The organism is Acinetobacter sp. 24-47-39 (genome assembly GCF_056783825.1).
In genome coordinates this window covers 1-14,002 of the sequence record NZ_JBWYIP010000007.1, presented here as the reverse complement: position 1 = coordinate 14,002, position 14,002 = coordinate 1, and the positions used below count along the sequence as shown (strand labels likewise).

The window sequence follows — 14,002 nt, the reverse complement described above, 5'->3', positions numbered from 1 at the left end:
AAAGGACTCAAATGAGTCCTTTTTTATAATTTAAGAATCTTAGGAGTTAGTGCGCTTCGCCCCAGTTTTTCCCTTTGCCGACTTCAACAACAAGTGGCACAGAGAGTTGAACAACACCTTGCATTGCATCTGCGATTTTAATAGCGATCTCGTCAGCAATCGCTTCATCTACCTCAAACACTAATTCATCGTGAACTTGCAATAATAATTTGGCCTGAGCTTTAGGTAAAATTTTATCTACTTCGATCATTGCCATTTTGATAATCTCCGCAGCAGAACCTTGAAGAGGCGCATTAATTGCAGCGCGTTCAGCTGCCTTTCGAATCATCATATTGCGCGCATCGATATCTGGGGTGTATAAGCGTCGCCCTGTAATGGTTTCAACAAAGCCTTGTTCTAATGCGACTTGTCGTGTGCGTTGCATATATTCATAAATGCCAGGATAGCGATGGAAATATTGTTTAATGTAATTTTGAGATTCTTCGCGTGTGAATCCCAACTGACGTGTTAAACCAAACTCAGACATGCCATAAAGTAATCCAAAGTTGACTGCCTTGGCTTGGCGACGTTGATCATTGGTTACATCATCCAAAGCAATATTTAATACTTCTGCAGCAGTACGGCGATGAACATCTTGGCCGTGATTAAACGCGTCAACTAAAGCCTCATCTTGTGAAAAATGTGCCATAAGACGTAGTTCAATTTGTGAGTAATCGGCAGCAAGTAAGACCCGACCTTCAGGTGCAACAAAAGCTTTTCGGATTTGACGACCGATCTCTTCACGAATTGGAATATTCTGAAGATTAGGATCAGTAGAAGATAATCGTCCAGTTGCGGTTAAAGCTTGATGGTAGCTGGTATGAACACGATGACTTTCGTTATTGGCTTGTTTGATTAAACCGTCAGTATAGGTACTTTTTAATTTAGACAAGCCACGATATTCTAAAATAAGTGCAGCGATCGGGTGATCAATTTTCTCAAGAATGCTTTCGCTGGTACTGTATTGACCTGTTGAAGTTTTCTTACCACCTTTTAAACCTAACTTATCAAAAAGAATATCACCCACCTGCTTAGGTGAGCTGACATTAAAAGGTTGACCCGCGATTTCGATAATCTGATTTTCTAACTCTAGAATTGTATTAGAAAATTCTTGACCCAAGTGATCGAGGAAACTCAAATCGAGCTGAATTCCATTTTCTTCCATCGTCGTCAGAACTGCAGCTGTCGGCATTTCGATTTGATGAAGAATATTGAGAAGCTCTGGGATTTCTTTAAGCTTACGCTCCAATACCTCATACAAACGATAGGTTACATGGGCATCTTCAGCGGCATAATGCGCTGCTGTTTCGATTTCAATTTGATTAAAGGTTTTTTGTTTAGCACCTTTGCCCGCCACTTGTTCGTAAGTGGTGGTTAAGTGGCTAAGATAAACGCGCGCAACGTCATCCATACCATGGCGCGTCGCCACAGCATTGAGCACGTACGAGGCGAGCATGGTGTCAAAGTACCAGCCTTGTAAATGAATTCCATGATTTTCGAGAATATGAGCATCATATTTTAAATGATGACCAATCTTCTCAATCTCAGCGTTTTCTAAAATTGGTTTGATTTGCGCAAGAATAGCGTCGCGATCCAATTGCTCTGGAGCACCTTCATAATCGTGAGCAAGCGGAACGTAATATGCATCTTGGGCATCAAATGCCACAGAGAAGCCTACCATCTCTGCAACACGATAATCTAAACTTGTGGTTTCAGTATCGAAAGCAAAGCGTTTCTCAGTAGTCAATCTTTGAAAGAGTTTTTCCCAATCCGCTGGTGTTAAAACGGTATGGTAAGTTGCCTCGCCAAGCTGATCATCTACACTAGTCTGAACCGCTTGGTCTTCGATTTTCGATGTTGCAGTACTCGGTTTTGCGACAACTTGACTCAATTGTTTATACGCAGCACTATTTGGATTGTTGGGATGATCTAAAGACTGCAGTTGATTTCTAAACTCAAGTTCGGTGTAAAGCTGACGTAACTCTGCAACATTTGGATCTCGGAGTTTAAGATCATCATAGGTCAGATTCATGTCTAAGTCACAAACAATACTTGCTAGCTGATGATCTAGCGCAATACCATCTGCATTGTCTTTAATATTTTGGCCTACTTTGCCTTTAATTTTATCTACATTTTCAAGAATGCCGCCAATTGAACCATATTCATTCAGCAGTTTAGCCGCAGTCTTTGCCCCGATACCAGGAACGCCCATGATGCCGTCAGAGGCATCTCCCATGAGGGTTAAATAATCAATAATTTGGTTCGGCCAAACACCAAACTTTTCAAAAACGCCATTCACATCCATGGGCTTGTCTTTAAAACTGTCTTCAAGTGTCACTTTATCCGTGACCAATTGAGCCATGTCTTTATCGCCTGTGGAAATCAAGACTTGATAGCCTTCTTTTTCTGCACGTTTTGCCAGCGTACCGATGATATCATCGGCTTCCGCACCAGGTATGGCATGGAGTGGGATACCTAAAGCACGAATTAAATTATGTAAATACGGAATTTGTTGAGCGAGTTCGTCAGGCATGCTCGGTCGATCCCCTTTATATATTGGGGAAAGTTGATGACGGAAAGTTGGTTCAGGTGTGTCAAAAATGACAGCCATGTGTGTAGGTTGAACACGACGCATTAACTTTTGGATAGCAGAAATAGCTCCGCGAATTGCGTTGGTTTGTAAACCTGTTGACGTCGTTAGCGGTGGTAGTGCGTGATAAGCACGAAATAAAAAATATGACCCATCGACCAAGACAAATGGTGGCATTGAAACGTTCCTAATCCAATTAACTTTTTCATTGTACGTGATTTTCAGCAGTTGCGCTGATACAAGATTTGCAATCAAGTGTACAGAATATGCGATGAAAAACGCAAAATGCTAATTCTTGCTGAGGTATCATCAATCTAGCTAAAAAGGAATGATGTGTATGCTGAAGCAATATAGTGAAATAAAAATGATTTGGTTGATGCTACTCATCATAGTAGCGATCAGTACTTGGGTTCTAGCGTTGCCGATCATTACGTTTTTATGTGTTGCTGCATTCATCATAAGTGTTATGCAATATGCCCATCATGTTGAAAAACCGCTTACCAACATTGAGCAACAGACTCATTATTCGAAGCAGAATACATCACGATTGCCCTTATATATTTCGTCATTTTTTGCACTAATTGGTAGTTTGTTCGATTGGACATGGTTGGTTGGATTAGGTTTAACATTCTGGATTTATTTTTTTCTAAACTGGTTGCGACAACTTGAGGGTCGATTAATTCAAATCGGTGCTTTGCAGGAAAAGCTAATAAAACTAGATCGAGACGATCAGACCAGCACCACAAGTATTTTACAAGATTCAGAGGGAATCCAGACAAATCAGCAGCATGATTTGGGTTTTGGGATGCAAATCAGACGATGGATCTTTCATGGTAATCCTGTTCTCAAAGTTGCGATTACCGTCCTAGTGATTGGGGTCGTCTTATTATTGAGATATATGGTTGAACATTGGACCTTAAGTCTTTCAATCAAACTTTTGGCTGTTGCTGTCATCGCCGTCATATGTGTTGCCTTTGGTTATCATATACAGAAAAAAAACCGCGGCTTTGGTCTTGCTTTACAAGGACTGGGTTTTGCGGGATTGTTATTAAGTATTCTATTTGCTTATCACTATGATCTGTTAAATCTCATTAATACGATTACGCTTTACAGCTTGAGCATGCTGTCGTTGGTCATACTGATTTTAAAACAGCGGTCAGTGGAGCTTTCCCAGATGGGAGTTTTGGTTGCTTATATTGCACCGTTCACATTACCTCATGCAGATTTTTCCTCAGCTCAATTACTGTCTTATTATCTAGCGGTCAATAGTGTTGTAGGTGTAATTTGTACATTACATCCATGGAAAATACTCACTCAAATAGCGTTGCTGCTCATTGTTGTTATCGGTGGTGGTTATGCCTTTTTGAATGGCGGTGTTGCAGAGAGATTCGTTTTATCCTGTCTAGTTATTGCACATGCGAGTGTATTTATTTGGTTGGGTTTCAGATTTAACCAGCTCGCTACACATCAAAATCAGGCTCATTTAGGTCAGCGTATTATTGACTCCGCATTGATTTATGTCAGTCCCTTGGTCGCATATGCATTTTTACATCCCATGTATTTAGATCAAACATCGGTTCAAATTGCCTTGTGTTTGGGTTTTGCATTGACTCACTTTGCGATTTTTAAAGTTGTGCAGCACGCAAAATTTGATACGGCGATTAAACAAAATTATTTAATGTTAGGTTTTATTTTTCTAAGTTTTATCCCGCCGATCTTGATTCCACAAGCATGGAGTGTGATCGGGTGGATCATTGAAGGACTGCTTATTTTAATGTGGGGCTTGCATCGTGAGTTTAGGGTAGGGCGAACATTAGGTTATGCGTTGTTAGCAGTTGGATTATTTTCGTATTTATACTATTTGATCGAGTTAGCATCAATTCCAAATATCATCCCATGGTTACTAGGTCTAAGTTATATCCTTGCGATTGCGGTCTCCAATGTTGTTATGCGTTATCAAAAACAGCTGACACTGTCAGATAAAATTTTCCTGTCTATTTTTTCTTTTTTTGCGAGTCTTTTACTGCTTTATCAAGGTGTGGAAAGTTTTAGTGAACCGATGAGATTAATCTACACACTTGCATTCACAACTGCGATTTATTTTGCTGCTAATTTAGTCTTACAACCGCGTCAAGTAGTCTCATGGTCATGGTTATTACCAAAATGGTTGGGGCTGATTCCTATTGTAATGTTCGCAGCTATTATGCTGATCGATCAATACACTCAAGGAGTCATCGTCTGGCAGTCATTTGGTGAGCAAGGCTTGTTTATCTTGGCTTGTTTGGGCCTGAGCTATCTGTGGTTAAAACCAATTTCAAATGCTCAGTATGAAAATGAATGGATCGCCTTTGGTGGACTCGCTTCTTTAGCTTGTGCCAGCGTGGGTGTAGTTTCAATGTCACCTATGATGGGAGCTGTCCTTTTACCGTTGATACTTTATGGCTATAGTATTTTTAAAACACCAGACTTGAATAAGCTTTGGTTAACAAAGACCAGCCTCATTTTATTGTTGTGCTGGATTGTCAGCTCACAAATTTGGGTGGTAGAACCTTTTTGGAAATATTTTATCCCAATCTTAAATCCTATTGATGTCGTCAGTCTGGCTGGTTTGTGGGTTCTTATTCAGGTGCTTCGCAGTCAAATCAGAATGGGGCTAGAGCGAACACTTGGCGCATTCTTGATCTTACTCGCTGTGCTATGGGTAAGTAGTTATGTACTTCTTAGAGCCTTACATTTTTATTTTGCTACACCTTATAACCAGTGGATCATTTGGCAAGATTCTGCAGTGCAATTGGCGTTGACATTATTGTGGGTGGTCATGGCATTCATTGTGATGAAATATGCCGCTGTCATCCATAATCGAGTGGTATGGATGTTTGGTGCAAGTATTTTGGCGATCGTGACTTTTAAATTGGTATTGTTAGATTTATCCCATATCGGCACTCTAAGTCGAGTTTTATCATTTTTAGGCGCGGGAGGATTGATGCTGATTATTGCGTACATCGCCCCAGCGCCAGAGCAAAATCGAGTAGAAGAGACTAATGCTTGATCCTGAGATCAAGCATTAACCTTAATTCATTATAATTTAGGCTCTCTTTTGATTTCCTTAGCATTGGCGTATTGGTCTATTTCCTCATCTGTTAACGAGGGTTGTGGAGGGCGATCAACAAAACCCATTTTAGGTACAGGAATTTCAATATGGTGATCAACAAAACCGTTTCGAATCCGCTCTTGCATTTCATCACGCACTTTTAAAAAGTTTTCCTGTTGGCACCAAATGGCGAATAACAATTCGATTGAAGATTCACGGAATGCGGTTACCGTTACAGCAGGTTTGGGATCTGCTAACACTAAAGGATAGCTGTTTGCCACTTTTAATAAAACTTCTCGTACTTTAATGATGTCTTCATGAAAGTTGATTGCAAGTGTAATGGGGATGCGCCGTATCGGGAATTTAGAAAGGTTGTGTACGGGAGCACGAATTAATTGCTCATTAGGTAAACGGACATAGACATTATCTTGAGTCAGTAATTTGACAGACAGTAAATCAATGGAGATCACTTCACCTTCGATGGTATGTCCACGAATTAACGTAATTTGAATGGTGTCACCAATTTCAAAAGAACCTTCACCAATCAAGAATAAACCGCTGATCAAGTTCGTCGCAGAGGTTTGAGATGCAAAACCCAGCGCTACGGTCAAAATACCAGCGGCACCTAGAAATACACTTAATTTAAAACCTGCTTCTTTTAAACTCGCCATCACAAAGATGAGGAAAATAAAATAAAAAATACCGCGCCGCCATACCAAACGCTGATGAGCATTAAATTTGGCGCCGATCGTTCTCACAAAAGTATTGGAAACGACTCGAGCAAAAAGGAATCCAATAAAGCAAAGCACAATCGCAATAATAATTTCAGTTAAGCGATCCGTATTGATATTGGTAAATATACTTTTGAGGCTATCAGCAATGGTGCTGGTAAGACTATCTGCCATATGCCCCCCCCTTAGAAGAATGAATCAAACATGTTAAATAAAGTACTACCTGGGGCACGTGCTGGATTGACATAAATTACATCACCTGCCAATGGTGGGGTGCGATTTTCAATACGAATACGTGCTGGTCGATCCATCCCTTCGTGAATGACTTTAATTTGTGATGTCCATAATCGCTCTGTACTTTCACTATAAAACAAAGGCAGGGCAGGAACAGGTACATTCATTCGATCGAAACGGAGTTGATGTCCACTGACATTGTGAAAGTCAATTGGAGTGACCGCACGAAATGCACGTGGACGAAGTTGTTTGAGTTCTGTGCGACCATCGACTGAAGTGGCGTAACACATTTCACCACTGCGTTGATCAGGACCGAACCATGTATCTTTAGGCATAATGACCGGTATATCGAATAATGGGGTCTTTTGACTTTCGACATAACCTGAAAGCCACAGAGGGGTACTAATATAAAGCGTGCCACGTTGACCAGCTGGAATGTAAATTGGGTCTACAGGACGGATCACCACAGATCGATCTGCAAGACGTGGTATCAATTGAATTTTAGGGTGAGTTTCCCTGAACATGTAACGTTCAACATGTACTGGACGAGGAAATGAAAAATGGGGGTCATCCATTTCCTGCCACTTTTGTTCGTAGTCGTATTGAATTTGAGGACGGTAGTACTCCATGCGCCATTCTTGTAAGCCACGAGTGAGTCGAAAGAGCAATGAACCAAATTGCCAAGCACGCACTTGATTGAGTTCAAAATGCTGCTCACCCCACCATCTTAAAGTCGAAGGGTTTTGCTCAAGTTTCTGATCTAGTGACAATAGGGAATATCCTTAAATAAATTCATTAAAAAACTGTCTTCACGCTGTCAAATGCTTAGAGTACACTCGAGGTAATTTTAATCATGATTATCATCCCTTATGCAAGTACTTAAACAAATACAAATACCGTATAGTTTTGCAAAAAAGCATGGCGTTTTGTTGCGTTATGAAGGGGATCAAGTTTTTATTGTCCGTCGTCAAGATACTGCTTTGGTTGCTTTGCAAGAAGCACGCCGTTACGTGGGGCGTACAGCCCAATATCAATTGGCGACTGAACAAGATTTTAGTCAGTTACTCAGTTCAAGTTATGCTGGCGAGACAGGCGAGTCTCAGCAAGTGGCTGCTGGTTTAGAAGATCATCCTGACTTGTTAAGTTTAGCCGATCAAGTACCTGAAGCAGAAGATCTGATGGATCAGGAAGACGATGCTCCGATTGTTAGATTGATTAACGCATTATTGTCCGAAGCCATTCGAGTGAGTGCATCAGATATACATATTGAAGCTTTTGAAAAAAAGTTATCGGTTCGTTTACGTGTTGATGGGCAACTTCGAGAAATCGTGCAACCACGTCGTGAACTTGCCCCATTGTTAGTTTCACGTATTAAAGTAATGGCAAAACTTGATATTGCTGAAAAGCGAATTCCTCAGGATGGTCGTATCTCTTTACGACTGGCAGGTCGTGAGGTGGATGTCCGTGTTTCGACTTTACCCTCTTCACATGGTGAGCGCGTAGTAATGCGTCTTTTAGACAAGCAAGCAGGTCGTTTAAATATGACCCATTTGGGTCTGATGAAAGATGATTACGAGCGATTAACCCAATTAGTGCATCGTCCTCACGGTATCATTCTCGTGACCGGACCGACAGGTTCTGGTAAAACGACGACACTTTATGCTGCACTCTCGGATTTAAATGACGGATCTAAGAATATTTTGACCGCGGAAGATCCAATTGAATATCAACTTGAAGGTATTGGACAAACTCAGGTTAACACTAAAGTGGATATGACATTTGCGCGTGCGTTGAAAGCGATGCTTCGTCAAGATCCAGATGTGGTGATGGTGGGGGAGATCCGAGATTTAGAAACTGCAGAAATTGCTGTGCAAGCATCCTTGACGGGTCACTTGGTATTGTCGACGTTGCATACCAATACTGCGATTGGTGCAGTGACGCGTTTAAAAGACATGGGAATTGAGCCATTTCTTCTGTCGAGTTCTTTAATTGGTGTGATTGCGCAACGATTGGTTCGTACTTTGTGTTCGCACTGTCATAGTTGGCGTGCCGCGGATGACTTTGAAAAAGAAATTTTTAAGAATGTCCATGATGGTACTGCGCTCAATCTGCCTCAACCAGAGGGGTGTGAACATTGTGCGCATACAGGTTTTAGTGGTCGTACCGCCATTTATGAAATCGTCCCTGTTGATGATGGAATGCGCCGTCTGATTCACGGGAATGCTGCAGAGTTTGAAGTTGAAAACTATGCTCGCCAGCAGTCAGGTTCGATACGTGATGATGGATTACGAAAGGTGCTTGAAGGTAAGAGTACATTAGAGGAAGTACTTCGAGTAACAAACGAAGCGGCGGAGTGATTCAGAGATGATTTAATAATTCTCGATAAAACGAAGAAGCACTGATTTGAAATTAAGCCCGAAAGCTGAGGATTCAACAAAAGAGCCCAATCGGAGATGAAAAGGGCTTTTTTTATATGGTTAAATAACTGATTTTAAATGGGTTCTAACATGAACTTAACCTACAACGCTAAAAAAGCTGAGATGCAATATGCATATCAGCGTGATTTTTAGGATTGAAACAACTGGATCAAACAATCACATTCAAGGTCACATCAATATTGCCACGTGTTGCATTTGAATATGGACAGACGATATGAGCAGCATCTACTAGCTTTTGAGCTTGCTCTTTATCCAAGCCTTCCAGATGAATATTTAAAGTGGCTGCTATTCCAAAACCAGTTGGAATAGGACCAATACTCACTTCACCTTCAATATAAGCATCTGGTGTTATTTTCAATTTATCGCGGTTGGCAACAAATTTCATCGCACCTAAGAAACATGCAGAATAACCAGCAGCAAATAATTGCTCTGGATTTGTTCCACCACCGGGACCACCCATTTCTTTTGGTACAGCGAGCCGAACATCTAAAATTTGATCTGATGATGTAGCACGACCATCACGCCCACCAGTAGCTTTTGCATGTGCGGTATAAACAACTTTTTCTAATGACATGATTCCTTCCAGATAGAGTATAGGTGAATATCTATACTCTCTGATTTAAAAGGAATGATAAGCGGTAATTTTGTAAAGCTTGGTATTCAATTTTTTATGTGTGAGCAGGTTAAAGCTGAATAAGTTTACGATGCTGAATTAATGGCATCGATTCTCTAATTTTTTTCTGTTCATCGATGTCAAACGGAACTGTAATCATTTGAGCACCTTCTTCAGAGATGATATCTAACAATTGACCACGAGAATTCGCAGCACCAGAGTGACCCCAGGTTTGTCTTTTTTCACCGTGCCACCCTTGTTGAGCTGAGCCTAAAACTTGGCATTGACTATCCATGGCACGAGCTTGTAAAAGTAATTGCCAGTGCATTTGACCTGTCGTGTAAGTAAAAGCAGAAGGTGCTGTTAAAATATTTGCGCCTTGTGCGCGCAGCTTTAAAGCAAGTTCAGGAAAACGAAGGTCATAGCAGACCATTAAACCAATATTGCCAAATGGAGTTTTAGCAATGACGGTTTGATCACCTGGTTCAAAAAACTTAGATTCTTGATATCCACCTACCGCATCACCGACTTGAACATCGAATAAATGAATCTTGTCATAACGTGCTTCTGTCTTTTCAGGGCTAATACAAAGACTGGTTGTTCTGACACGACCATCTGGCACAATGGTGCCGTCTGGGCGAAAAGGACAGGGGAGTGTCCCAGCAACAATCCACATTTGATATTGATGAGCAAGTTGTTCTAAACGAGATTGTATTTCTTCAAATCGTTCAGCAGTCTCACGCTGTTTGCCTGCCGCAAAACAAACGAAATTCTCCGGGAAAACGATCAAGGAGGCCCCTTGATTCTTACTTTTTGCTAACAATGATTCAATGACTTGAAAGTTATTTTCAATATCATTTTGGGAGTTCATTTGGGTGACAGAAAGTAAGGTTGTCATGAGGTTCTCCTTAAGCGCTCAGTATGCTTAAGAGAATATCAGATGCTGTGATCGATGGTATCTTGTTGTTGTTCTAATTGTTTAACCAAAGGTTCGAACATATTTTGGTTATCAGCATTTAATTTCATTAATGTACGATGAGCATCTAATACAGTTGAAAGCATTGCATTATGTGTGATGTGTTCGTCCAATAAAGCGCGCGTGCACACATTCGGATCTCCGCAATAGTTTAAAATTACGAAAACCTGACCAAGACCCATACTGTTCGCAAGTGTAGTGATATCTGGGTTAGTAGATAACATAACAGCTTGAACTTGATGCACTTGTTTGAGCTTTAATCCAAGTTTTGCGAGGATTCCAAGCACAGTACTGTCTATGAATGTAGTTTGGGTTAAATCAACAATTGCGCCTACGACGTTTTGTTGTTGTTCAATCCGAGATAATAATTTATCAAGGCTTATACAAGATTGAGCGCGCACTTCTCCAATGAGTTTGAAAATGTGCGTACCATCCAAGCTTGCATATTCAACATGACCTGTTGACATATAAATGCCATTTGCAGAAAGGATGCTAAAATTATCACATAGCGCAAGTCGATACTCAAGTAGTCTTCAGTCGTAGATCGATTTATAAACAGCTACACTATTGATTATTAACTTAATTTAGACGTTGGAAGCTGAGTATTGCAATATCATCTGCAACATGTTCAGGAACTTCGAATGATTGATTTTGCAAGTGATAGACCAATTGTGTGAATTGTTCATTCAATCCACCATCAAAAGGTTCAAGTGCACCATCTGAGCAAATAATAAAACGAGCTCCACGATTCAACGTACATTCAAACTCTTCAATTTCGAGATCTTCAGTAAGACCTAAGGGAAAGCTGCTGGTGTTGAGGATGCGAGCATCCTGATTAGGTTCAAAGATAATTGCTGGAGGGTAATGCCCTGCGCTTGACCACTTAAGCTGGTGGGTCTCTAGATTCAATGTGCCTGCAATCATTGTAATATGCTTTTCGATGTTCTCTTGTAAAAGCATGCCATTAAGTTTTTTGAGGAGTTCTCGTGGGGTTTTCGATCTACCGTGAAATGCAGCCATCCAAGAGGTAAGAAGTGAGCTTGTTACACCATGTCCAGAAACATCAGCGAGATAAAATAAGATTTCACGATCACTGAGTTTCCAATAATCATACCAATCACCAGATAAGTAAGCTGACGGTTGAAATAAAGTCTCGACTTTATAATTAAGTAGGTCGATTGGGTTGGGTAATAGTTTTTTTTGTAATTCGGCTGCGGAGGGCAGGTCGCGGCTGTCCTGATTACGTTTGTATTTTGCTTCAATTTTAGCAATCGATTTTGCGAGGTCTTTTGGAAGACGATCCCAAATCCAGCCAGCGAGTGCACCAAGTTCCCATGCTTGCGAGAGTTGAAGTCCCTCATCTGCATGACCTATCACGATCGTAGGGAGGGGCCATTTATATTGCAGAAAATCATTAACATCACTAATGGCAATGATGGTTGAATCGTAAAGATGAAGATCATCTATATGAATCATTTGTAAACTCGGCAGAGCCTCTAGAACGCTATCTAGAAGATGGATGTCACGAGTGGGTTGAATGAAATACATAGATGAAAGAATCAATCCTAAATGCTTTATTTATAAAACTATCTTAGACGAACTTATATCGAACGCCAAGTTAAAGTCTAAAAACACAAGATTTAGACTTTAACTTGCATATGGTTTCTATTCGGATTCCATAGACTCATCCATGAAGGATTCATCATCTGAAAAATCATCTTCAATAAATAGTCCAGAACCCGTTTCTAAACCGCGTTTTTCAGCAATAACATAGTTTTTTCGTTGTAAGTAGGCATCACGCATTGCTGCATACTTGTCACCTTGCAAGACTTGTTCAATCTCTAAAAGTTGAGCACGTGTATCTAATGCGCTAAGTGCCCAGTCACTATAATAGATGCGATCATGACCATCGAGTAAATATTTTTGAGGGCGTGCCTGACTATCCACTACGCGACCAACAGTATCACGGAGGGTGCTTGGTCCCATAAAAGGAAGAACGAGGTAAGGACCAGAAGGGACACCGTAATAGCCTAGAGTAGTTCCAAAATCCTCATCTTCCATTGGGAGAGATAAGCGACGTGCAGGATCAGCGAAACCAAGCGTTGTAATTGTATTTAATGTAAAACGACCAAACGTTTGTGCGGCACGTTTAAAGCGACCTTGAGCAACCTGATTTACAGCATTCCATGGCTCACCCAAATTGTCTCGGAAGCCACGTACTGAATCTCTAACTTGTTCTGGAACTTTATCAGCGTACTGCACGGCTATGGGGCGCAAGACATTTTGATCGACAACATCATTAAATGCGTAGATTTGTCTGTTTAAAGGTTGAAGTGGATCTTTTTCATTTTCAGGTAATGCTGCTGTTGCATTGACTTTGAAATTATCAATTTTTAAATTTTTTAAATCTTTGATAGATCCATTGGTGTTAACTGAATTTTCTAAAGCTGGTTGTGAAGCCTTAGCAATATCGTTGTTTAAAGGCTGGTTATTATCATTTGAGGTAGACAACTTATCAGATGTTGATAATGCAGTATCGTCAGCAATTTTATTGCCTGCAATCTCAGGTTGTTTGGCGTAAGCGGGTGCTGCTAAACCAATACTTAACATACTGACCCAAATAAGTTGAGAGTACTGCATAAAAACATCCTAGAATAAAAGCTGAATATTAGTCTTATTAAATAAATAGTAAGTACGAACAGAATAACGCCATTATAGCGAGAGTTGAAAGCAGTTTACTAAAGTATATTTGCACAAAAAATGTGAATTAACCGTGAAAAAAGAGTGATTTTGTAGAAAATATAATCACTTATTAAGAAAATATAATTAAATTTTAAAAAAGAGGTTGCATTGGGGGAGGAATGCTGTAGAATGCACATCCATCGGCGGTGATGTTGATTAAAACTTGTTGAAAAACAAGGGTTTAGCTGAATAGGTTGGATCTAAGTTTTGAGAATGAGTTAGAAAATAAATTAACATTGCTAGTTGACTTTCTGAAGAGAAAGGGTAATATAGCCGACCTAGCTTGATGCTGACGAAGCATTAAGAAGATCATTAAGAGATTATGAAGAACAACTTGTGTGGATTTTTACTGGTTGATTGATCGATATATATTATCATTGATAATTGGTAGAAATTTCTCGAAGTTTATTTGAGCAAATTTTTTGTCAGTAATTGATGAGCCAAGATTGGTACCCTTTAGGTACTATTGATTTTAAACTGAAGAGTTTGATCATGGCTCAGATTGAACGCTGGCGGCAGGCTTAACACATGCAAGTCGAGCGGGGGAA

General features: G+C 40.3%; 10 protein-coding genes and 1 rRNA gene. 3 read left to right on the top strand and 8 right to left on the bottom strand.

What is annotated here, in order from left to right; translation table 11 throughout:
• Nucleotides 1-46: 46 nt before the first annotated feature.
• Nucleotides 47-2,806: a DNA polymerase I gene (gene polA / locus AC1M9C_RS07630; RefSeq protein ID WP_481953470.1), complete on the bottom strand. Its 2,760-nt coding sequence runs from the start codon at nucleotides 2,804-2,806 to the stop codon at nucleotides 47-49.
• A gap of 160 nt (nucleotides 2,807-2,966) precedes the next feature.
• Here polA and AC1M9C_RS07625 point away from each other — a divergent pair, with 160 nt between their 5' ends.
• A complete protein-coding gene (locus AC1M9C_RS07625) occupies nucleotides 2,967-5,678 on the top strand; it encodes a DUF2339 domain-containing protein (protein ID WP_481953469.1) in 2,712 nt (903 codons plus the stop codon).
• Nucleotides 5,679-5,707: 29 nt separating this feature from the next.
• Here the strand turns inward: AC1M9C_RS07625 and AC1M9C_RS07620 are convergent, their stop codons facing one another.
• Both AC1M9C_RS07620 and AC1M9C_RS07615 read right to left on the bottom strand, forming a co-directional pair.
• Complete coding sequence (locus AC1M9C_RS07620) at nucleotides 5,708-6,625, bottom strand: mechanosensitive ion channel family protein (RefSeq protein WP_481953468.1); 918 nt, start codon at nucleotides 6,623-6,625, stop codon at nucleotides 5,708-5,710.
• A gap of 11 nt (nucleotides 6,626-6,636) precedes the next feature.
• Complete coding sequence (locus tag AC1M9C_RS07615; protein ID WP_092768367.1) at nucleotides 6,637-7,455, bottom strand: hypothetical protein; 819 nt, start codon at nucleotides 7,453-7,455, stop codon at nucleotides 6,637-6,639.
• A gap of 99 nt (nucleotides 7,456-7,554) precedes the next feature.
• Between AC1M9C_RS07615 and gspE the strand changes: the two genes are divergently transcribed.
• On the top strand, nucleotides 7,555-9,042 hold the full coding sequence (gene gspE, locus AC1M9C_RS07610) for a type II secretion system ATPase GspE (protein ID WP_035268540.1): 1,488 nt from the start codon (nucleotides 7,555-7,557) through the stop codon (nucleotides 9,040-9,042).
• 229 nt (nucleotides 9,043-9,271) lie between these two features.
• Here the strand turns inward: gspE and AC1M9C_RS07605 are convergent, their stop codons facing one another.
• The 5 genes from AC1M9C_RS07605 to AC1M9C_RS07585 all read right to left on the bottom strand — a co-directional run bounded on the left by AC1M9C_RS07605 (nucleotide 9,272) and on the right by AC1M9C_RS07585 (nucleotide 13,352).
• Nucleotides 9,272-9,697 carry an organic hydroperoxide resistance protein gene (locus AC1M9C_RS07605; protein WP_481953467.1) on the bottom strand — a complete coding sequence of 142 codons (426 nt, stop codon included), beginning with the start codon at nucleotides 9,695-9,697 and terminating at the stop codon, nucleotides 9,272-9,274.
• A gap of 109 nt (nucleotides 9,698-9,806) precedes the next feature.
• The gene (locus AC1M9C_RS07600) at nucleotides 9,807-10,634 is read right to left on the bottom strand and encodes a carbon-nitrogen hydrolase family protein (RefSeq protein ID WP_481587539.1); all 828 of its coding nucleotides are present in this window, start codon (nucleotides 10,632-10,634) and stop codon (nucleotides 9,807-9,809) included.
• A gap of 38 nt (nucleotides 10,635-10,672) precedes the next feature.
• Nucleotides 10,673-11,179, bottom strand: a complete 507-nt coding sequence (gene gigB / locus AC1M9C_RS07595) for an anti-anti-sigma factor GigB (protein ID WP_035268529.1) — start codon at nucleotides 11,177-11,179, stop codon at nucleotides 10,673-10,675.
• 112 nt (nucleotides 11,180-11,291) lie between these two features.
• The gene (gene gigA, locus AC1M9C_RS07590; RefSeq protein WP_481953518.1) at nucleotides 11,292-12,260 is read right to left on the bottom strand and encodes an RsbU family protein phosphatase GigA; all 969 of its coding nucleotides are present in this window, start codon (nucleotides 12,258-12,260) and stop codon (nucleotides 11,292-11,294) included.
• 117 nt (nucleotides 12,261-12,377) lie between these two features.
• On the bottom strand, nucleotides 12,378-13,352 hold the full coding sequence (locus AC1M9C_RS07585) for an MlaA family lipoprotein (RefSeq protein ID WP_481591515.1): 975 nt from the start codon (nucleotides 13,350-13,352) through the stop codon (nucleotides 12,378-12,380).
• A 576-nt stretch (nucleotides 13,353-13,928) separates the two neighbouring features.
• Here AC1M9C_RS07585 and AC1M9C_RS07580 point away from each other — a divergent pair.
• Nucleotides 13,929-14,002: ribosomal RNA gene (locus AC1M9C_RS07580) — 16S ribosomal RNA — on the top strand; the annotation flags it as partial.

Excerpts from the sequence above, each read along its gene's own strand:
- polA (WP_481953470.1), bottom strand. The coding sequence starts at position 2,806 with ATGCCACCATTTGTCTTGGTCGATGGGTCATATTTTTTATTTCGTGCT.
- AC1M9C_RS07625 (WP_481953469.1), top strand. The coding sequence starts at position 2,967 with ATGCTGAAGCAATATAGTGAAATAAAAATGATTTGGTTGATGCTACTC.
- AC1M9C_RS07620 (WP_481953468.1), bottom strand. The coding sequence starts at position 6,625 with ATGGCAGATAGTCTTACCAGCACCATTGCTGATAGCCTCAAAAGTATA.
- gspE (WP_035268540.1), top strand. The coding sequence starts at position 7,555 with ATGCAAGTACTTAAACAAATACAAATACCGTATAGTTTTGCAAAAAAG.
- AC1M9C_RS07605 (WP_481953467.1), bottom strand. The coding sequence starts at position 9,697 with ATGTCATTAGAAAAAGTTGTTTATACCGCACATGCAAAAGCTACTGGT.
- AC1M9C_RS07600 (WP_481587539.1), bottom strand. The coding sequence starts at position 10,634 with ATGACAACCTTACTTTCTGTCACCCAAATGAACTCCCAAAATGATATT.
- gigB (WP_035268529.1), bottom strand. The coding sequence starts at position 11,179 with ATGTCAACAGGTCATGTTGAATATGCAAGCTTGGATGGTACGCACATT.
- gigA (WP_481953518.1), bottom strand. The coding sequence starts at position 12,260 with ATGTATTTCATTCAACCCACTCGTGACATCCATCTTCTAGATAGCGTT.
- AC1M9C_RS07585 (WP_481591515.1), bottom strand. The coding sequence starts at position 13,352 with ATGCAGTACTCTCAACTTATTTGGGTCAGTATGTTAAGTATTGGTTTA.